Source organism: Microbacterium sp. A93 (assembly GCF_051842835.1).
Genome location: NZ_JBPXMT010000005.1, coordinates 122,713 through 141,828, shown reverse-complemented (window position 1 = coordinate 141,828; position 19,116 = coordinate 122,713). Strand labels below are relative to the sequence as shown.

At 64.5% G+C, this 19,116-nt stretch carries 20 protein-coding genes; 14 read left to right on the top strand and 6 right to left on the bottom strand.

The annotated features are described in order from the left end of the window. The first annotated feature begins 46 nt into the window (after positions 1–46). The 4 genes from ACSU1G_RS14110 to ACSU1G_RS14095 all read left to right on the top strand — a co-directional run bounded on the left by ACSU1G_RS14110 (position 47) and on the right by ACSU1G_RS14095 (position 4,037). Complete coding sequence (locus ACSU1G_RS14110; RefSeq protein WP_439280587.1) at positions 47–526, top strand: FMN-binding protein; 480 nt, start codon at positions 47–49, stop codon at positions 524–526. Between the two features lie 6 nt (positions 527–532). Next, a complete protein-coding gene (locus tag ACSU1G_RS14105; protein ID WP_439280586.1) occupies positions 533–1,402 on the top strand; it encodes an FAD:protein FMN transferase in 870 nt (289 codons plus the stop codon). Between the two features lie 14 nt (positions 1,403–1,416). Then, entirely contained in the window at positions 1,417–2,991 is a 1,575-nt protein-coding gene (locus ACSU1G_RS14100) for an FAD-dependent oxidoreductase (protein ID WP_439280585.1), read from the top strand. Between the two features lie 209 nt (positions 2,992–3,200). After that, positions 3,201–4,037 (top strand): DUF559 domain-containing protein, encoded by an 837-nt coding sequence (locus ACSU1G_RS14095; protein ID WP_439280584.1) that lies wholly within the window; start codon positions 3,201–3,203, stop codon positions 4,035–4,037. A 98-nt stretch (positions 4,038–4,135) separates the two neighbouring features. Here the strand turns inward: ACSU1G_RS14095 and ACSU1G_RS14090 are convergent, their stop codons facing one another. From ACSU1G_RS14090 to ACSU1G_RS14080, 3 genes are all read right to left on the bottom strand, one after another. Further along, positions 4,136–5,563: a sensor histidine kinase gene (locus tag ACSU1G_RS14090; protein ID WP_439280888.1), complete on the bottom strand. Its 1,428-nt coding sequence runs from the start codon at positions 5,561–5,563 to the stop codon at positions 4,136–4,138. A gap of 26 nt (positions 5,564–5,589) precedes the next feature. Beyond that, positions 5,590–6,318, bottom strand: coding sequence for a response regulator transcription factor (locus tag ACSU1G_RS14085; protein ID WP_439280583.1), 729 nt, complete (start codon positions 6,316–6,318; stop codon positions 5,590–5,592). Positions 6,319–6,398: 80 nt separating this feature from the next. Beyond that, complete coding sequence (locus ACSU1G_RS14080; protein WP_439280582.1) at positions 6,399–7,157, bottom strand: FadR/GntR family transcriptional regulator; 759 nt, start codon at positions 7,155–7,157, stop codon at positions 6,399–6,401. A 135-nt stretch (positions 7,158–7,292) separates the two neighbouring features. Between ACSU1G_RS14080 and ACSU1G_RS14075 the strand changes: the two genes are divergently transcribed. The 8 genes from ACSU1G_RS14075 (at position 7,293) to ACSU1G_RS14040 (ending at position 15,128) form a co-directional block, all read left to right on the top strand. After that, positions 7,293–8,603, top strand: a complete 1,311-nt coding sequence (locus ACSU1G_RS14075; protein WP_439280581.1) for an ABC transporter substrate-binding protein — start codon at positions 7,293–7,295, stop codon at positions 8,601–8,603. 71 nt (positions 8,604–8,674) lie between these two features. Further along, positions 8,675–9,601, top strand: coding sequence for a carbohydrate ABC transporter permease (locus ACSU1G_RS14070; RefSeq protein WP_439280580.1), 927 nt, complete (start codon positions 8,675–8,677; stop codon positions 9,599–9,601). A gap of 5 nt (positions 9,602–9,606) precedes the next feature. Further along, a complete protein-coding gene (locus ACSU1G_RS14065; protein WP_439280579.1) occupies positions 9,607–10,482 on the top strand; it encodes a carbohydrate ABC transporter permease in 876 nt (291 codons plus the stop codon). Positions 10,483–10,484: 2 nt separating this feature from the next. Beyond that, entirely contained in the window at positions 10,485–11,012 is a 528-nt protein-coding gene (locus ACSU1G_RS14060; RefSeq protein WP_439280578.1) for a gluconokinase, read from the top strand. Next, complete coding sequence (gene dgoD, locus ACSU1G_RS14055) at positions 11,009–12,160, top strand: galactonate dehydratase (protein WP_439280577.1); 1,152 nt, start codon at positions 11,009–11,011, stop codon at positions 12,158–12,160. The genes ACSU1G_RS14060 and dgoD overlap by 4 nt, the downstream gene beginning before the upstream one ends. Next, the gene (locus ACSU1G_RS14050) at positions 12,109–12,813 is read left to right on the top strand and encodes a bifunctional 4-hydroxy-2-oxoglutarate aldolase/2-dehydro-3-deoxy-phosphogluconate aldolase (protein ID WP_439280576.1); all 705 of its coding nucleotides are present in this window, start codon (positions 12,109–12,111) and stop codon (positions 12,811–12,813) included. Before dgoD ends, ACSU1G_RS14050 begins: the two co-directional genes overlap by 52 nt. Then, positions 12,810–13,826: an alcohol dehydrogenase catalytic domain-containing protein gene (locus ACSU1G_RS14045; protein ID WP_439280575.1), complete on the top strand. Its 1,017-nt coding sequence runs from the start codon at positions 12,810–12,812 to the stop codon at positions 13,824–13,826. The genes ACSU1G_RS14050 and ACSU1G_RS14045 overlap by 4 nt, the downstream gene beginning before the upstream one ends. A gap of 63 nt (positions 13,827–13,889) precedes the next feature. Next, on the top strand, positions 13,890–15,128 hold the full coding sequence (locus ACSU1G_RS14040; protein ID WP_439280574.1) for an FAD-binding oxidoreductase: 1,239 nt from the start codon (positions 13,890–13,892) through the stop codon (positions 15,126–15,128). Between the two features lie 68 nt (positions 15,129–15,196). On the opposite strand, the gene gndA is transcribed toward ACSU1G_RS14040, so the two are convergent. Continuing rightward, entirely contained in the window at positions 15,197–16,645 is a 1,449-nt protein-coding gene (gndA, locus tag ACSU1G_RS14035; RefSeq protein ID WP_439280573.1) for an NADP-dependent phosphogluconate dehydrogenase, read from the bottom strand. Positions 16,646–16,771: 126 nt separating this feature from the next. Beyond that, a complete protein-coding gene (locus ACSU1G_RS14030; RefSeq protein ID WP_439280572.1) occupies positions 16,772–16,897 on the bottom strand; it encodes a hypothetical protein in 126 nt (41 codons plus the stop codon). A 223-nt stretch (positions 16,898–17,120) separates the two neighbouring features. Here ACSU1G_RS14030 and ACSU1G_RS14025 point away from each other — a divergent pair, with 223 nt between their 5' ends. Together ACSU1G_RS14025 and pth are read left to right on the top strand one after the other, a co-directional pair. Then, positions 17,121–17,729 carry a 50S ribosomal protein L25/general stress protein Ctc gene (locus tag ACSU1G_RS14025; protein ID WP_439280571.1) on the top strand — a complete coding sequence of 203 codons (609 nt, stop codon included), beginning with the start codon at positions 17,121–17,123 and terminating at the stop codon, positions 17,727–17,729. An 87-nt stretch (positions 17,730–17,816) separates the two neighbouring features. Continuing rightward, complete coding sequence (gene pth, locus ACSU1G_RS14020; protein WP_439280570.1) at positions 17,817–18,398, top strand: aminoacyl-tRNA hydrolase; 582 nt, start codon at positions 17,817–17,819, stop codon at positions 18,396–18,398. 25 nt (positions 18,399–18,423) lie between these two features. Here the strand turns inward: pth and ACSU1G_RS14015 are convergent, their stop codons facing one another. Next, entirely contained in the window at positions 18,424–19,104 is a 681-nt protein-coding gene (locus tag ACSU1G_RS14015; protein WP_439280569.1) for a hypothetical protein, read from the bottom strand. Positions 19,105–19,116 lie beyond the last annotated feature (12 nt).

Sequence of the window (19,116 nt, the reverse complement as noted above, 5' to 3'; positions counted from 1 at the left end):
GCACGACCACAGCAAGCGCATAGCGGGTCGTCCTACTCTCGAATTCATGATCAGCTCGACCGTCCCGTCATCCGTTCGCAAGGGCGCCGCCGTCGCAGGTGTCGCCGGGCTTCTGGTGTTGGCCGGATGCTCTGGTACTGCTGACGCAGACGTGAAGGGCACGGCTGAGGCTCAGGGCGCGACGGCGACCGAGGCGGATTCCGGCGCGCAGGAATCGTCCGGCTCCGGTGAGTACGTCGATGGCACGTACACCGCCAAAGGCGCGTACCAGACGCCCGAGACGGTGGAGCAGATCTCGGTCATGCTGCGCCTCGAAGACGGCGTGATCACCGATGTCACGGTGACCGGTGACCCGCAGGCCCGCGAGAGCGAGCAGTATCAGGGCGTCTTCATCACCGGGATCGCCGAGGAAGTAGTCGGGGTTGCGATCCACGAGCTGAATGTCAGTCGCGTCGCGGGTTCATCGCTCACCAGCGGTGGGTTCAACTCTGCGGTGGACGACATCAAAGAGCAGGCCGCGGTCTAGTCCACGATGTCCGTCTGGAGCTTCGACGCAATCGGTACGAGGTGGGAGATCGAGACCGAGAACCCGCTGCCCAAGGCGCAGCGCACGAAGATCGACGCCCTCATCGACGACTTCGACCTGACCTGGTCCCGTTTTCGTGAAGACTCGCTGGTGACACGGCTCTCTGAAGCGGGCGGTATCGCTGCGGTGACGACGGATGCTGCGGCAATGCTTGACGTGTACCGCGAGCTGTCCGAAGCCACCGATGGAGCCGTGAATCCGCTGGTCGGGGAGAGCCTCAACGCGCTCGGCTACGACGCCGGATACTCCCTCGCCGCCGGTGCTCCGCGAGCGGCGCCATCCGATTGGCAGAGCATCCTCACCTGGACCCCATCGGAGCTGTCCCTGGCATCCGCTGGCGTGATCGACGTGGGCGCACTCGGAAAGGGGCGACTCGTTGATCTCGTGATCGATGCGCTCTCCGAGATCGAAGGTGACCTCATCGTCGACGCCGGTGGCGATCTGGCCGTGCGGGGCGCCGAGGTGCGGATTGGCCTGGAGCATCCGTTCGATGTGACCAAAGCCATCGGCATCGCGGCGATTCGCGATCGGGCGCTGTCCGCATCCGCCATCAATCGGCGCGCGTGGGGCGACGGCCTGCACCACGTGCTGGATGCGCGAACCGGACTGCCAGTGCGAACATGGGCGGCGACCTGGGCTATTGCCACCAACGCGATGCGAGCGGATGCCGCAGCCACAGCGCTGTTCTTCGCTGGGGGCGCAGAACTTGCCGATCGCTGGGGCGTGGAGTGGGTGCGAATGAGTACCGACGGACGCGCAGAACGCTCTGTGAATGCCCCGGTTGAGCTGTTCACGGCCTCAGCGGGCCACAGATAGGGAAGAGTTAATCTGTGACGTCTTCATTCACTGCCATCCGTCAACGGGTGCTCGCAGTTCTCGGCGCTGTGTCAATGTACCGGCTGGTCTTCTTCGCTCTGACGGCGCTGGCGCTCATCGCGCTGGTGCTCTCCGTGTTCGGCGTGATCGTGTCGCCCACGCCCCTGGAACTCGTCGTCTCGTTCGTCGTGCTCGCCGTCGTCATCTCGGCCGTCGATGCGGGCGCGCAGCGGATTCTGCACTTGCCATGGCGGGTGGAGTCTTCGCTGGTCACCGCGCTGATTCTGCTGTTCGTGATGAGGCCGGGGGTCGAGCCGGCGAGCATCCTCGGCCTTGCGCTAGCGGGTGCTCTCGCGAGCCTGTCCAAGTACGTCATTGCCTGGCGAGGCCGGCACATCCTGAATCCGGCGGCGTTCGGCGCAGCCGTGGTCACTATCGTCGGCTCGTTCGGTGCATTCGAATGGCTCGGCACCTCCGCATCCTGGTGGGTCGGAAACGGCGCCCTCGCGATCCCGGTCGCCGTCTTCGGGCTGGTCCTGCTGTGGCGCACCGAGAAGGTGCGTGTGGTGCTGGTCTTCCTGCTGATCGCGGTCGGCACTGCGGTCGTGCGTCAAGCGGTGCAGGCAGAGCAGTTCGGGATCGACTTCGATCTCGCATCCGCGATTGGGTTCGCCGTGCTGCAGTCGCCGTACCTCTTCCTCGGCGTGTTCATGGTTTCTGAGCCGCTGACGAGTCCGCCCCGGCGCTGGCAGCAGTTCTCGGTCGCGGCGCTGGTCGGCGTGCTCGCCGGCTGGCCGATCCTCGTCGGAGGGCTCTTCACTCTGGGACAGGAGCGGGCGCTGCTGATCGGAAACCTGCTCGCTGTCGCGTTCGCTCTACGCGGTTCGGTGCGACTCACTCTTCACAAGCGTGAGTTCATCACCCCGACGGCGCAGGAGCTGACGTTCCGGGCCAAGGGGAAGCTGAAGTTCGTGCCGGGGCAGTACCTCGAGCTCGATGTGCCGCACCGCCATCCGGATGCACGTGGCACACGCCGCGAGTTCAGCATCGTCTCCGCGCCGGCCGACCTCCCGACGCTGCGGATCGCGTACAAAAGCGGCGATCAGAAGCATCCGTCGTCGTATAAGAGGGCGCTGGCGAGTGCCGAGCCGGGTGCCACCCTTGCCGTCACCGGAACGTGGGGCGATTTCGTGTTGCCGCACAGCGATGTGCCGGTGCTCATGGTCGCCGCGGGCATAGGCGTCACACCATTCGTCTCGCAGTTGCGGCAAATGCAGGCCGATGGCGTGCAGCGTGATGTCGTGCTCGTCTATGTCGCAGCCGAGGCCGCAGAGCTCGCGTTCCGCGCAGAACTCGAGGCGACCGGCGTGCCTGTTGTCATATTCACGAGGGATGCTCCGGCTGATCTTCCCGCGCACTGGACCTGGGCGCAGGGAGTGCGCCTGGACGCGGAGGGACTGGAGCGGGTGGTTCCGGATATCTCGACTCGGCACACCTTCATCTCGGGCCCGCCGCGGCTACTCGCCGATCTCGCCCCGGCGCTGAAGAAAGCACGCACCCTGACGACGGACGCCTTCGCCGGGTACTGACCGGTGCCCCGGCGGACGCTCGCCCCGGCACACTTGCAGGGCGATCGAACGGATGTATGGCGAAACGCCGACGGATGCCTCGACATCCGTGCCTCGGCCCTGCAAGTGTGCACGGCGACTTGTCCTGCACATCTGCGAGACCTCGCGATTTCATCCACAATCGCCGTCGGGGCAAGTTCTCGAGCCTCGGGATGGGACAGGATCGGCGGATGCTGCAACCATCCCAACTCATCACACACGCGGGCGGAATCGCCCGAGGAACTCGTCTTCAGGAGTTCGGATTCTCCCGAAGGATGCTGTCGAACTCAGTGAAGGACGGAAGCATCCTGCGGGTGCGTCCAGGCGTCTTCGCCGTGCCCTCCACCGATGCGGAACTGATCGATGCTGCCGCGCACGGCGGCGCCGTGACCTGTGCGCGCGCACTGCGCCGGCATAGCATTTGGACGTTGAATGACGATGCCACCGTGCACGTCTGGTTGGGCGGCACCGGAAGAGTCCATCATCCGAGGAGCTGCTCATACGTCGGACACTTCTTCGCTGGGAGGATGAGCCTCGGGCTGGCGCCGCTGGAGGTCGTGCTCGTGCATGTCTATCACTGTCATGGTGACGAGGCGTTCTTCGCGGCGCTCGAATCGGCGCTTCGGCCGCGGAAGATCACCTCTTCTGCGAGGACCCGTGTGCGCGCGCGACTACCGGTGAACGCGCGCTGGCTTGTCGATCTTGCCCGCAGCGACGCGGACAGCGGTCTCGAATCACTTCTGCGGCTGCGCCTCCATCTGCTTGGCATCCTTCTTGACTGTCAAGTCGTGATTCCCACGGTCGGCACGGTCGACTTCGTCATCGGCGAGCACCTGATTTTGGAGACCGACGGCAAAGAGAACCATGACGACGAGTCACACCGACACAAGGATCTTGTGAGGGATGCCGCGGCATCCCTTCTCGGATATGAGACGCTCCGTTTCGACTACGCGCTCGTCGTCTACGACTGGCCCATGGTCGAGGCTGCAATCATCGCGGCGCTAGCGCGGATGGCATGGCGCGTCTGAGCTGCACACCTGCAGGGCGATCGAACGGATGTATGGCGAAACGCCGACGGATGCCACTGCATCCGTGCCTCGGCCCTGCAAGTGTGAGCCGGGATGGGTCACACCACGGGCGTCCGGGGGAACCTGACCGCGAATGTCGTATTGCCGGGCTCTGACTCCACCGAGATCTCTCCGTCGTGACCTTCGACGATGGCCTTGACGATCGCAAGCCCCAGACCGGTGCCACCGGTCTGGCGGGCGCGTGAACTGTCTCCTCGCGCGAAGCGAGCGAACATTTCATCACGCACCTGCGGGTCGATGCCTGGACCATCATCATGCACGCGGATCACGGCCTGATCATTCTCCACAGCGACGCCCAGGGTGATCTGGGTGCCTGCCGGTGTGTGAGTGCGTGCGTTCGCGAGCAGGTTCGCGACCACCTGATGCAGTCGCCCCGCATCGCCGAGCATGGTCACCGGCTCCTCTGGAACATCGATGCTCCAGTGATGCTCTGGAGCAGTGGGGCGCGCGTCGGCCAGCCCCTCCAGTGCCAGTTGGGTGAGATCGACTGTGCCGTGCACGAGTTCCTGACCCTCATCCAGGCGAGCCAGCAACAGCAGATCCTCGACCAGTCGGGTCATCCGCAGTGACTGTGCCTGGATGCGCTCCAGCGCCGTCTGAGCTGTGTCCGGCAGTGTCCGATCCCGCAGCGAGAGCTCGGAATACCCGCGAATGGACGCCAGGGGAGTACGTAGCTCATGGCTGGCATCCGCGACGAACCGTCGCATCCGCTCCTCGTTGTTCTGCCGCGATGCGAGGGAATCGTTGACGTGATCGAGCAGCTTGTTCAACGATGCGCCTACGAGGCCGGTCTCGGTTCGGGGATCGGCCTCGTAGGTCGGTACGCGCTCGGTAATGGTGACCTCGCCACGATCCAATGGCTGATTGGCCACGCGCATTGCCGTCGCCGCCACCGCTCGCAGGGGTCGCAGACTCATCCGAATCGTGATCGTTGTGGTGAGCGCAAGCAGGATGAGTCCGCCGAGGGTGGCGAGCGTGATGACGGTGAGCAACTGCGCCATGGTGCTCTGTACCTCATCGCGAGGCAGGCCGGTGACGATTCCGATGCCGCCTGATTCTCTGACGGTGACGGAGAAGGAACCGAGACCGTCCAACATCACAGAGGTGTTCGGCGATGTCTTGACAGCGTCGGTGAGGGCTTCGAACTGGGCGTCCGAGAGAACGGTCGTCCCTTCGGACGTGACCAGAGCGCCGCTGGCGCCGTCCTCAAATGCGATTGCCAGGAGTAGGCCGGGATAGTGCTGACCGGCGAGCACATTCTGTGCGGTGAGCGGCCGGCCGGCGACAGTCAAGATTTGCGCCTGTTTGACGAGAACTGTTGTCTGGCTCGCAATCCGATTCAGTTGATCCTGCAGCCGCCCTTCCAGTGCCTGGCCGAGCGTCGCGCTCGTGATCACCGCGACGATGATGAGGATGAGCGACACGAATCCGATGACGGCGGCCATCAGCCGCGTCTGCAGGGTCAGCGGGTGCCGCGTCATCCCCGTTGAGCTCACTGCGGGGCCTTGATCATGTACCCGACGCCGCGAACAGTGTGCAGCAGCGGCGTGCGCCCGGCATCGATCTTCTTACGGAGGTAGGAGATATACAGCTCCACGACCGAGGACTTGCCACCGAAGTCGTAGCTCCACACCCGGTCGAGAATCTGCGCCTTCGAGAGCACTCGGCGCTCATTGCGCATGAGATAGCGGAGCAGTTCGAACTCGGTGGCGGTCAGTTCGATCTCGGTGCCGTCGCGCTCGACTTCGTGGCTGTCCTCATTCAGTGTGAGATCGCCGACGCGAAGAATCGACTGGCCCTCGTCGCTCGTCGCAAGCCCGGTGCGACGGATGATCGCACGCAGACGCGCGATGACCTCCTCCAGGCTGAACGGCTTCGTCACATAGTCGTCACCACCGGCGGTGAGGCCCGCGATGCGGTCACCGACGGCATCCTTCGCGGTGAGGAACAGGACGGGTACGAAGTTGCCCGTTTCGCGCAGGCGTCGCAGGACACTCATGCCGTCGAGGTCGGGCATCATGATGTCGAGCACCAGCGCGTCAGGCTCGAATTCGCGTGCGACCTGGAGTGCCTCCAGACCGGAGGATGCCGTGCGCACTTCCCAGCCCTCCATGCGCAACGCCATGGCGAGCAGATCGGTGAGCATCTGCTCATCGTCCACGGCGAGGATACGCAGAGGAGAACCATCGGGACGGCGCAGTTCGGGCTGGTCGTTGCTCATGGAACCATTCTGGGCAATCTCCTATGTGATTGCTATGGAAACGGCTATGCGTGATCTGTGAGTTTCGCGGTCAGTGACAGTCAGCCGATGATCGGGACCTCGTTGTCCCAGATCGAGCTCATCTCGGCGAGCGTGCGATCCATGATGGCGACCATCGACGAGGCAGCCTTGTCGGCGTTTCCGGTTTGGATGGCGGTGGCGATGTCCACATGCATCTGCAGTGCTTCGGATGCCGGGAACTGTGGCATCAGGCTGTACTGGGAGCGACCGGTGAGTACCTCGGCGACGAGATGATGCAGCTGAGCGAACATCTCGTTGCCGCTCATCGTGAGAATGAGGGAGTGAAACTCCTTGTCGAGGGTCAAGAACGCGGGCGCATCGCCAGCCTTCCCGGCAGCCCAGAGCCTTCCGGCGAGGCCCACGAGATCGCTGGCCTGATTCAGTGGGGCGCGCATCGCTGCCATTCGGGCGGCGGCAGGTTCGATCGCTCCACGTAGTTCAGTGAGCGATCGCAGCTGCGCGACACGACTGGGGCTCGCGAGTCGCCAGCGGATGACCTGCAGGTCGTACACGTTCCATCGGGTCAGTGGCAGCACCCGCACGCCCACCCGCCGCTTCGGTGTCGTCAGACCCAGCGCCTCGAGCGCCCGCAGTGCCTCGCGAACCACAGAGCGAGAGACCTGGAAGCGGGCCTCGATCGACTCGGTCGTGAATGTCGTCTCCGGCCCGATCGCACCCGCGCAGATTTCGCGCCCGAGGGTGTCAAGTACGAGATTGCGGAGGTCACCCTTCACCACTGAAGGTGCGGCGTCGGTGGTGAGTACGATTTCGGTGTTCATGACTAGAGCATATCTTTTTGGTTACACGGGTTGATAGGTATGACTTGTGAGGGTTATCTTGACCACTAAGCAGATGTAACGGAACACCTGCACCAGGAGCAGTCGCGATGACGCGCGGCTCAGGATGGAGTCACAGTGAAGTACGGATCCAAGACCGCCCGCTTCCTCGCGGCGGCAACAACAGCAGTGGTCGCTGGCGCACTTGTCAGCTGCAGCTCAGGGCCGGAGACCGACGAGACCGCCGGCATCGAGGGCGAGACCATTCGGGTCACCCTCGCCAACCACGTCTGGACCGAGACCATCAAGGAACTCATTCCGGAGTTCGAGGAGGAGACCGGCGCCACCGTCGAAATCTCGCAGCTCGCAGAAGACCAGCTCTCTGACCAGTACAACGTCAAGCTCAATGCCGGCACGGATGAGATCGACGTGCTCATGTACCGCCCGCTGCAAGAGAACAAGCTGTTCGCCAGCAACGGCTACCTTGCCGACCTCACCGAGCGGGCCGAGGCCGACACGGAGTGGGATTGGTCTGACTTCCAGTCTGGGCCGGCGTCGCTGACCACCTACGAGGACGTGATTGTCGGCGTCCCGATCATCACCGAGCGCACCGTGCTCTACTACCGCAAGGACCTCCTCGAAGAGGCAGGCCTTGAAGTGCCGGCCACGCTCGAGGATCTCGATGCTGCGGCAGCGGCGATCCATGCGCTGCATCCAGACGTTGCCGGCTACATCGGTCGTACCGGCAAGTCCGCGGCCGTGACTCAGTTCAGTGCGTTCCTGTTCAGCTCGGGTGGTCAGTGGATCAATGACGACGGCACCTCTGCGATCGGCAGTGATGAGGCTCGTGGCGCGTACCAGTACTACGGCGACCTCATCCGCAATCACACGGATGCCACGATCAACCCTGAGATGAGCTGGCCCGAGGCATTCGCCGTGTTCCAGCAGGGTCAGGCCGCATTCATCGCAGACGCTGACAGCCTGTACAAGAACATGACCGACCCGACGCAGTCGACGGTCTCTGAGCAGGTCGGCTTTGCGGCCTTCCCCGAGGGCGAAGCCGGTTCCAAGCCGTATAACGTCGCGGCGTGGGCACTCGCCATCAACGAGACCTCTGCGAACCAGGACGCCGCATGGCAGTTCGTCCAGTGGGCGACGTCAAAGGAGATCACGCTGGAGATGGCCAAGCTCGGTGTCTCCGGTGCACGCACCTCGGTGTGGGACAACCCCGAGGCGACCGCCGAGTACCCGGCCGAGCTCGTCGAGGCGATCAAAATCAACGGCGCGAACGGCGTCGGCCAGGATCGTCCTCTCGTAATCCAGGTGTCACTGGCCCGCGAGCTCGTGGGCGGTCCGATCGTCGAGGCCATCGCCGGCGGCGACGTGGATGCGGCGGTTGACTCCGCGAACACGGCGTTCGACGAATTCCTTCTCGAGGACGCCGAGTAACCATTCCGCCAGTCCGTCGTCGCCCCGGTGAAGCACCGGGGCGACGACGGCCGACCCTCACGGAAGCACTCATGACTGCACTACAGACACCCGAGAACGTCGGGGCGTTGGAGCGCTTCAGCCGCTGGGCCAATCGGCACCGAAAGTGGCTGTTCGCTGGTCCCTCTATCGCCTTCACCGCTCTGCTGCTTGCCATCCCGCTGGGCTGGACGGTCTTTCTCAGCTTTACCGATTCGAAGCGTTCCGTTCGTCGGGCCTTCGATTTCATCGGCGCGGAGAACTACATCGAAGCGCTCACCGACACCGAACGGTTCTGGCCCGCCGTCTGGCGCACGTTCGCCTTCACCGGTGGCGCACTCTTCTTCGAGTTGATTCTCGGCATGATCATCGCCCTCCTGCTGTGGAAGCCGTTCCGAGGCCAAGGCGTCGTCCGAACGATCATCCTGCTCCCGCTGGTGGCGACACCGGTCGCGGTCGGCATGATGTGGCGACTGCTTTTCGAGCCGAACATCGGCTTCATCAATGAGATGCTCAGCTGGGTCGGCATCCCCCCTCAGCCGTGGTTGGCGGATCCTGCCACGTCGCTGGCTACGCTGACGTTCGTCGACATCTGGCAGTGGACGCCGATGGTCACGCTCATCCTGCTCGCTGGGCTCACCGGCCTCTCCGACGAGCCCCAGGAAGCCGCAAAGGTCGACGGTGCGAACGGCTGGCAGCGCTTCTGGTACGTCATCGTCCCGCTGATGCGCCCGGTGATCGTCGCGGCGGTTCTCCTGCGCGGCATCGATGCGCTGAAGACCTTCGACATCCTCTACGCCACCAAGGGCAAGGGTGGCGGGGCATTCCACGACGTGGAGACGCTCAACGTGTATGCCTATGGCCTGAGCTTCGACTACAACGAGTACGGACTGGCGTCGGCGGTGTTGATCCTGTTCTTCCTCCTCATCTTGGCCGTGATCTGGGTTCTCCAGATGCAGAGAAAGGGCAAGGAGTCATGACCTCGATGACTGATACCCGCACCCTCGTTACCGGCGGCGCAAAGCCGCCGATCATGCGACGACGGAAGTTCCGATGGGGGACTGTAGGACGGTTCGTCGGGCTCGCCCTCATCGTGCTCGCGTTCCTCGGCCCGATTGTATGGATGGTGCTCGCCAGCCTCAAGCTGAATGTGCAGATCTACGACCCCACCAAGGCGTTCATCTTCGACCCGACGTTGGAGAACTACGGCACGGTGTTCGATCCGCGTCGTGGCAACTACCTTGTCTACATCTGGAACTCGTTCTTCGTCGCTTTCATGGCGACGGCACTCTCTCTCGTGCTCGCGGTTCCTGCCGCCTACGCGATGAGCCGATTCATCATGAATAAATCGGCGATGGTGGTGCTGCTGGCGCGCATCATTCCCGGCGTCAGCCTGCTGGTGCCGTGGTACTTCATCTTCGCCCAGTTGAAGCTGACCGGCGGCTATACGCCGTTGATTCTCTCGCACATGTTCGTGTCGCTGCCGTTGATTCTCTACATCATGATGTCGTTCTTCGATCAGCTTCCGCTGGAGCTGGAGGAGTCGGCGCAGGTGGACGGACTTACTGCGATCGGCGCGTTCTTCCGGATCACGCTGCCGCTGTCGGTGCCAGGTATCGCGACGGCGACGATCCTGTCGTTCATCTTCTCGTGGAACAACTTTATGTTCGCCCTCGTGCTCTCCGGCAACTCCACCAAGACGCTGCCGGTGGCGATCTTCGACTTCATCGGCTACGCCTCGATCGACTGGGGTGCGCTCATGGCGGCATCCGTCGTGGTGACGACGCCGATCATGCTGATCGCCCTGTTCACGCAGCGCTATATCGTCAGTGGGCTCACCGCCGGCGCCACAAAGGGTTGAGCATGTCTGCAGCACGGACCGTATCCATCGTGGTGATGGGAGTGCAGGGAATCGGCAAATCCACCATCGGCAGTCTGCTCGCAGAGCGACTGGGCGTCCCCTTCATCGACGGGGACGACCTGCACTCCGAGCAGAATATCGAGCTCATGGCAGCCGGGACAGCGCTCACGGATGACAATCGCGAGCCATGGCTGCATGCGGTGGGCGCTGCGCTGGTTGAGCGAGCCCCCTCGGGTGGCGTCGTGGTGGCCTGCTCCGCACTGCGCCGCAGCTACCGTGATCTCATCCGCGAGCACGATCCAGAGGCGTACTTCGTTGACCCGTGGGGAGCGGTCGAATTGGTGCGTGAGCGCGTGAGCGGCAGGACGCACGAGTACATGCCGCCAGCCCTGCTGCAGTCGCAGTACGACACACTTGAGCCGCTTGCCGCCGATGAGCACGGAATCAGAGTCAGTGTGATCGCCACACCGCAGGCGATTGTCGCCCAGGTTGCCGCCGACTATCTCTCGCAGGCAGGAGGTGCGCCATGACTGTCACCATTGCCCGCATCGAGTCATTCCCCGTCGCGCCGCGCTGGCTGTTCGTGCGCATCGAGACGAGCGACGGCCTCGTCGGTTGGGGTGAGGCGTCGCTGGAGGGCTATGCCGATGTCGTGCGCGCGGCTGTCGACCAGTTCGCCGGCTATCTCATGGGACGCGACCCCGGCCTGATCGAGGATCACTGGCAGGTACTCACCAAAAGTCAGTTCTATCGCGGTGGCGCGGTGCTTGCCAGTGCCGTCGCCGGCGTCGATCAGGCGCTGTGGGACCTCAAGGGCAAGAGGCTCGGCGTCCCGGTACACGATCTGCTCGGCGGTGCTGTTCGCGACCGCATCCGCGCCTACGGCTGGGTTGGCGGTGACGACCCGGCCGAAGTGGCCGACCACATCGCTGAGCAGCTCGAGGTCGGACTCACCGCAGTGAAGATGAACGCCTCCGGCAAGATGAGTCGAAACGGCTCGGTCGCGGAGCTGGACGGCGTCGTCTCGCGGGTCGCCATGGCCAGGGACGTACTCGGTCCCGATCGCGATGTCGCGGTCGATCTGCACGGGCGATTCACGCTCGCCACCGCTCGCCGCTTGGCGCCGTTGTTGGAGCCGCTGCATCCGTTCTTCCTTGAGGAGCCGGTCGTTCCGGAGAACTCGCACGCGATAGACCGGATCGTGGATGCGACGACGATTCCGATCGCCACGGGGGAGCGGCTGTACAACAGGCAGGAGTTCCTTCCGGTGCTGCAGGCCGGAATTGCCATCGCCCAGCCTGACCTCTCCCACGCCGGAGGGATCTCCGAGGTACGCCGAATCGCTGCTCTCGCGGAGACGTTCGACGTCTTGCTTGCCCCGCACTGCCCGCTGGGGCCGCTCGCGCTTGCCGCATGCTTGCAGGTGGGTTTCGCGACGCCGAACTACCTCATTCAGGAGCAGTCGATCGGCATCCATTACAACCAGGGTGCTGAGGTGCTCGACTATGTCGTCGACACGGCGCCGCTGAAGTTCGTCGATGGCGGGTTTGAGCGGTTGACTGGTGCTGGTCTCGGAATCGAGATCGACGAGAAGGCCGTACGGGATGCCGCGTCTCGCTGGGAGACATGGCAGAACCCGATTTGGCGGCACGCAGACGGATCGGTGGCGGAATGGTGAACAGCACCGTGGACAACGCGCAGTTGCGCGATCGAATCGCTTCTGATCGTCTGGTGGCGATTCTGCGGGGCACCGATGTGGATGCGACCGTCGCCGCGGCGCGCACACTCATCGACGCCGGTGTCACGACGCTGGAGATCACACTCACTCTGGCGGATGCCGAGGAGGCGATCTCTCAGATCGTGGCGGATGCCCCGACCGAGGCACTCATCGGCGCGGGAACCGTCCTCACTGAGTCAGACACCGACCGTGCGCTCGCCGCAGGTGCGCAGTTCATCGTCACTCCGACGCTCACGGCATCCGTCGAATACGCGATCAGTCAGGGTGTCGGTGTGCTTCCCGGCGTCTACACGCCCACCGAGATTCAGCGGGGGATGGATCTCGGCGCGGCAGCGGTGAAACTTTTCCCCGCAGCCACGCTCGGGGCTGGATTCATCAAGGCAGTGCGTGATCCATTCCCGGATGCCAGGATCATCCCCGTCGGGGGTGTGTACGTCGAGACGATCGGCTCATTCCTCGCGGCGGGTGCCTTCGGGTTTGGCGTGGGGGGACCGCTGGTGGGGGATGCTGCCCGCCCCGGCGGCGACCTGATAGCCCTCGCCGCGCGCGCCGCCGCATTCCGCACGGCCATCGTGAAAAGCCGTGACCGATGAGCACCATGCCCGCCGTGATCAAGCGTGGCCCCGGCGTCGAGGGCATCGAGCTCGGCGAGGTCGACGTTCCGATCGCTGGGGCAGGGCAGGTCGTCATCGACGTCCTCGCGACCGGCATCTGCGGCACCGACGTGCATGTCGCCCATGACGAGTATGACCACGAGCGGCCGGTCGTGATGGGCCACGAAGTTCTCGGCGTCGTCTCCTCGGTCGGATCTGAACAAGACGCGGCCTGGGTCGGTGTCAAGGTGGCAGCCGAGACCTACTTCGCCGCCTGCGAGAGGTGCGACATGTGTCGCGCAGGGCGCCGCAATCTGTGCGCGGACCGCCGCTCGATCGGATCATTCCGAAACGGCGGGTTCGCCACCCAGATGCTGCTGCCGGTCATCAACCTGCACCGGATGCCAGCAACGCCAGGGGAACTCGACGGAGTGCTCAGCGAACCACTCGCCTGCGTCGCCCAGTGCCTGCTCGATCCGCCGGTCGTGCAACCGGGGGACCGCGTGCTCGTCACCGGGCCCGGAGCGATGGGACAGCTGGCAGCACAGGTCGCGAAGGCATCCGGGGGTATCGTCACCCTCGCCGGGCTCCCCGCCGATGCCGCACGTCTGGCGGTTGCCGCAGACCTCGGTATCGGGACGACCGCGCAGACACCGGAGGCTGACTCTTTCGACGTCGTCATCGAATGCTCCGGCTCCGCTCCGGGTGCGGCAGGCGCACTGCGTGCGGCGCGCCGAGGTGCACGCTATGTGCAGGTGGGGATATTTGGACGCGAGGTCACGCTGCCGTTCGACATCGTCTTATACAAGGAGCTCACCGTCACCAGTGGCTTCGCATCCACGCCGGCCTCCTGGCGCGCGGCGATGCGGCTGATCGCGGCGGGCGACGTTGTGCTGACACCGCTGATCACGAAACAGGTGCCACTGGCTGGCTTCTTCGATGCCCTTGACGCCGCGGCGCGCGGCGAGGGTCTGAAGACCGTCGTGGTACCCGGAAGCTCGTCGGTTCGCTGACGGCGCATGGCCGATTCTCGCGATTTGGCCGTAAACGTCGGTGCCCGTCGCTAGCGTGAGCGCATGACAAATAGTCCACTCACAGTAGTTCCGGCGACACCGGAGGATGTCGCCGCCCTGGTGCGACGCGCGCAGCAGGAAGCTCTCACCATCACCGTCGTATCCGGCGGCCATGGGCCCTGGTCGCGAGACGTGCCGGACGGCATGCGGATCGATCTCACCGAACTCGCGGACATCCGCGTCGAAGGCGCCACCGTGCATATCGGCGGCGGGGCGACATGGGGCGCGGTCGCCACCGCGCTCACGGATGCGGGGCTGGCGATCAGCTCGGGTGACACCGCCAGCGTCGGCGTCGGCGGGTTGACGCTCGGCGGCGGAATCGGCTGGATGGTGCGCAGTTGGGGGCTCGCAGCCGATCAGTTGATCGGCGTACAACTCGTGACCGCAGCCGGCGAGATCGTCGAGGCCACAGCAGATGAGAACGCCGAGTTGTTGTGGGCGCTGAAGGGCGGAGGCGGTAACTTTGGCATCGTGACACGCTTTGATTTCGCGGCCCATCACCTCTCCGGCATCGCGTACGGCGAGTATGTGATCGGTGGGGATGCCGCTGCTGTGCTGCGCACGACCCGTGATCTGATGCGCACGGCCCCGCGCGAGCTGACGGTCACCTACATGGATGTTCCGGCAATGGACCCGAGCGCACCGGCCGGGGCGCGTCTGGCCGCGGTCTGGGCAGGGGACGACGCGGATGCGCTGCGAACTTCCCTCGCGCCGGTGGCAGCATTGGAGGGCACCGAAGCCGCGGTGACGACTCCGGCATACCGGGAGATCCTGCTCGAGATGCCCGTGCCTGAGGCGGGGGAGGACGCGGCTGCCCCGCCCGGGTTCCTGGGCGGCAATGGCCTCTTTGCGGAGCTCGACGATGACCTCATCGATCGGCTGGTGGCGTTTCGCGGCGCGTATCCGGCATCGGTCGTGTTCCTGCGCTCACTCGGGGGAGCGTTCGCCGACGTGCCTCAAGAGACGACACCCTTCCCGGCAAGGTCGGCGACGTGGTTCGTGATGGCGGGTGGGTTTGACATCCCCGGCATGATCGATGACGACACACGGGCAGCGATCCTCGCCCACTGGCGAGAGATCGAATCCGGTCGCCTGGCCGAATATGGAAACTTCGCGGACACGGAACGTCCGGCAGCAGTGCCGGGAATGTTCTCGACCGAGGCACTTAAGCGGTTGCGTGCGGTGAAAGCGGAGTGGGATCCGCACAACGTGTTCCGGCGAAACCACAACATCGTCGCGTGAGGCGGGTCTTTACCGAATGACGAAGGGCCGGCAACCTCGCGGTTACCGGCCCTTCGAAATGAAAGCGATCAGTGCGTGTCTTCCGCCTCGATCTCGGTGCGGTCGCCAGACCACAGCGTGTGGAACGTGCCCGGCTTGTCGATGCGCTTGTAGGTGTGCGCGCCGAAGAAGTCACGCTGTCCCTGGATGAGGGCTGCGGGGAGTCGGTCGGCGCGGATGCCGTCGTAGTACGCCAGTGATGACGAGAATGCCGGCGACGGGATGCCCGCCTCGGTCGCGGCGATGACAACACGACGCCATGAGGCCTGGCCGCGAGTCAGTGCGTCGGCGAAGTACGGCGCAGCCGCGAGCACCGGAAGATCCGGAGTCTCGGCGTATGCGTCAGCGATGCGGTTGAGGAACTGGGCGCGGATGATGCAGCCGGCGCGCCAGATCTTGCTGATCGCGCCGAGGTCGATCGTCCAGTCGTATTCGACCGCGCCCGCGCGGATCTCATCGAAGCCCTGCGAGTAGGCGATGATCTTCGAGGCGAACAGCGCCAGGCGCACGTCCTCGATGAATGACTCGGTGTCCTCGACCTCGAACTCGTCCTCCGGGCCGGGCAGAGCTGCGGCAACCGCGCGCTGCTCGGGGTGTGAGGACAGCGAACGAGCAAACGTCGCCTCGGCGATGCCGGAGACGGGAACGCCGAGGGAGAGTGCGGTCTGCACTGTCCACGCGCCGGTTCCCTTGGCGCCTGCCTGGTCGACAATCACATCGACGAGTGGCTTGCCTGTGGATGCATCCACCTGACGGAGCACCTCGGCGGTGATCTCGATCAGGTACGACTCCAGCTCGCCCTTGTTCCACTCGGCGAAGATGTCGGCGATCTCCGCCGGCGTCTTTCCGGTGCCGCGGCGGATGAGGTCGTAGGCCTCAGCGATGAGCTGCATGTCGGCGTACTCGATGCCGTTGTGCACCATCTTCACGAAGTGCCCGGCGCCGTCGTGGCCGACGTGCGTGACGCACGGCTCGCCCTCGGCGACTGCCGCGATCGACTTCAGGATCGGGCCGAGCGTGGTCCACGACTCATCAGATCCGCCCGGCATGATGCTCGGGCCGAGCAGTGCGCCCTCTTCACCGCCGGAGATGCCGGCGCCGACGAAGTTGATGCCCGTCTCGCGGACGGCCTTCTCCCGGCGGATGGTGTCGGGGAAGAACGCGTTTCCGCCGTCGACGATGATATCGCCAGGCTCGAAGACCGAGGCGAGCGAGTTGATGACCGCATCGGTGGGTCCGCCGGCCTTGACCATGATGATCGCGGTGCGCGGCTTCTGCAGAGAGTCGGCGAACTCCTGGTAGGTGGATGCCGGAACGAAGCCGGCTTCCGGGTGTTCATCGAGAACGGTCTGCGTCTTCTCGTAGCTGCGGTTGAAGATCGCCACAGTGTTGCCCTCGCGGCTGGCGAGGTTGCGGGCGAGATTCGAACCCATGACGGCGAGTCCGACGACTCCGATGTTCGCTGATGCTTCGGGCACAGACTGCTCCTCGGTCGTGAAGTTAGGGATGCTCTCAGATTATCCCTGTGGACGACGTCCGAGCGCGCGTGTGTCACGAGATGCCATTTGTTGGCGTGACACACAGGCGTGGCGCCGCTGTGGCGGTCAGTCCTTGCGGTAGCTGGTGCGCCCCATCGAGAACAGTGCGCCGAACGTCAAGACGGTGGCACCCAGCGCCATGACGCCGATGAGCCAGAGGAGGGCGTGTGAAAGGAAAGCGCCGTCGAGCATGCCGGACTCCAAGTTCTGCGTGGGGAAAAGACCTGAGTTTCAGCCTACCCGGTCATCCGGTACGATAGAGGAGTTCCTCGGCGAGGGATGCTTCGCGTGCGTGGCATCCGTGATCGACGCGGCGAACCAAGCCTCGTGGCTTCTTCGTGCGTCTGCGGTCGAGAATCTGACAATTAGACCACCACGTGACGAGTAGTTCGTCGCGTGCCCCGAAGGAGAATTCATGTCTAAGGACACCAAGGTCCACGCCGAGGTTCGTGAGCAGTTCGGCAAGGGCTTCGCCCGCCGCCTGCGCGCTGCCGGCAAGATCCCCGCCGTCATCTACGGTCACGGCACCGATCCCGTGCACGTTGCACTGCCCGGCCACCAGGTCTCGCTCATCATTCGTCGCGCGAACGCGCTGCTTGAGCTCGACATCGATGGCAAGGAGCAGCTCGCACTCGTCAAGGATGTGCAGCGTGACCCGGTGCGCCAGATCATCGAGCACATCGACCTCCTCGTCGTGAAGAAGGGCGAGAAGGTTCAGGTTGAGGTTCCGATCTTCACCAGCGGTGAGTCTTTCGCTGGCACGAGCGTGACCCTCGAGGTCACCACGATCAAGCTCGAGGTCGAGGCGACCCACATCCCTCAGAACCTCGAGGTCTCGGTCGAAGGCCTTGAAGAGGGTGCGCACATCACTGCAAGTCAGGTCGTGCTGCCCAAGGGTGCGACTCTGCTGGATGACCCGGAGCTGCTGCTCGTCGCGGTCTACGTCCCCGCAGCTGAGACGTCCGCGGACGACGCCGCTGAGGCTGCTGCTGCAGCACCTGCTGCTGAGGCTGCTGCGGAGTAATTCACCCGCACTTCGTGCACAGAGGGGACGCGAGCACATCGCGTCCCCTCTGTCGTATCCTGACGGCGTTCGAAAGGCGGCAGACGTATGGCTGAGACCTGGTTGATCGTGGGGCTGGGTAATCCCGGCCCTCGCTACGAGAGCACCCGGCACAATATCGGCCAACTCGTTGTGGATGAGCTTGCGGCACGTCGCAGCGAGAGCTTCCGTGAGCACAAAGCTGGTGCGCGCGTCATCGAGACCTGGTTGCGGCCAGGGGGAGACAAGCTCGTGCTCGCGAAGCCGAACTCTTTCATGAACGTCGCCGGTACTCCGGTGGCAGCCCTCGCGCGCTTCTACTCGGTGCCTCCGGAGCGCACGGTACTCGTCCACGACGAACTGGACATCCCGTTCGACAGCGTGAAGCTGAAGATCGGCGGAGGGCATGGCGGACACAACGGTGTGCGAGATGTTGCCCGCGCAATCAGCACGGCAGACTTTCCGCGTGTGCGCGTGGGCATCGGGCGCCCGCCTGGGCGTCAAGACCCGGCCGATTGGGTGTTGTCGCCGTTCGGAAAGATTGAGCGCGAGACCCTGGGGATTCTCGTCTCAGACGCAGCGGATGCCGTTGAACTACTCGTTGCTGAGGGACTGCTGGCTGCTCAGCAGAAGCATCACGCCCCGCGCTGAGCGCGAGGCGTGATGGCGGGATCGATCAGGAACCGAAGGCGGCGAACGCACCCGCGCTTGCGCCGGCGGCGAGCGTGACGAACAGCACGATGAAGAAAATAATCGGTGCAAGGACGGCCAGGATCAGCGCAGCGATACCTGTTCCTCGACCCTGCCGCTTCGCGATGGCCATGATGGCGAGTACGATCGCGGCGATACCGGCGAGCGTGCCGACCCAGAATCCGATCTCGCCCAGCAGCACCTGCTCGCGCACCGGGGCAAGGAACGAGAGGTCGCTGGCATCGGCATCGACGTACTGCATGACCGACGGCAGTGTGTAGCCGATCTGATAGCCCGAGATGCCGGCGACGATCGGCGTGACCACTGCCGCGACCAGTGACAGCACCAGCGCAATGATCCCGAGGAGGCTCGACTTTGGCTGCGTGGCCTCCGGTGCCTGGTAATCGCCCACAGGAGCGCCGTAGCCGCCCACAGGAGCGGCGTACGCGCCAGGAGGCATCTGCGGCGCGGGTGCAGCAGGCGTCTGGTAGCCCGGCGCGATTGGCAGCTGGTGGTAACCGGGCGCTGCGGGTGCCTCCGGGTAGCCGGGCGCTGCGGGGGGCGTCTGGTAACCGGGCGCTACCGGTACTGGCGGTACTACTGGCATTGGCGGTACCGGCGGTACGGAGCCGTAAGGTGCGGACGGCGGAAGTTGCGGATCAGTCACGCACTCATCCTA

Coding starts and splice junctions, on each gene's coding strand:
- ACSU1G_RS14070 (WP_439280580.1), top strand. CDS start 8,675: ATGACTGCACTACAGACACCCGAGAACGTCGGGGCGTTGGAGCGCTTC.
- ACSU1G_RS14065 (WP_439280579.1), top strand. CDS start 9,607: ATGACTGATACCCGCACCCTCGTTACCGGCGGCGCAAAGCCGCCGATC.
- ACSU1G_RS14095 (WP_439280584.1), top strand. CDS start 3,201: ATGCTGCAACCATCCCAACTCATCACACACGCGGGCGGAATCGCCCGA.
- ACSU1G_RS14050 (WP_439280576.1), top strand. CDS start 12,109: ATGGCAGAACCCGATTTGGCGGCACGCAGACGGATCGGTGGCGGAATG.
- dgoD (WP_439280577.1), top strand. CDS start 11,009: ATGACTGTCACCATTGCCCGCATCGAGTCATTCCCCGTCGCGCCGCGC.
- ACSU1G_RS14040 (WP_439280574.1), top strand. CDS start 13,890: ATGACAAATAGTCCACTCACAGTAGTTCCGGCGACACCGGAGGATGTC.
- ACSU1G_RS14025 (WP_439280571.1), top strand. CDS start 17,121: ATGTCTAAGGACACCAAGGTCCACGCCGAGGTTCGTGAGCAGTTCGGC.
- ACSU1G_RS14030 (WP_439280572.1), bottom strand. CDS start 16,897: ATGCTCGACGGCGCTTTCCTTTCACACGCCCTCCTCTGGCTCATCGGC.
- ACSU1G_RS14080 (WP_439280582.1), bottom strand. CDS start 7,157: ATGAACACCGAAATCGTACTCACCACCGACGCCGCACCTTCAGTGGTG.
- ACSU1G_RS14085 (WP_439280583.1), bottom strand. CDS start 6,318: ATGAGCAACGACCAGCCCGAACTGCGCCGTCCCGATGGTTCTCCTCTG.
- ACSU1G_RS14105 (WP_439280586.1), top strand. CDS start 533: ATGTCCGTCTGGAGCTTCGACGCAATCGGTACGAGGTGGGAGATCGAG.
- ACSU1G_RS14060 (WP_439280578.1), top strand. CDS start 10,485: ATGTCTGCAGCACGGACCGTATCCATCGTGGTGATGGGAGTGCAGGGA.
- ACSU1G_RS14110 (WP_439280587.1), top strand. CDS start 47: ATGATCAGCTCGACCGTCCCGTCATCCGTTCGCAAGGGCGCCGCCGTC.
- ACSU1G_RS14045 (WP_439280575.1), top strand. CDS start 12,810: ATGAGCACCATGCCCGCCGTGATCAAGCGTGGCCCCGGCGTCGAGGGC.
- pth (WP_439280570.1), top strand. CDS start 17,817: ATGGCTGAGACCTGGTTGATCGTGGGGCTGGGTAATCCCGGCCCTCGC.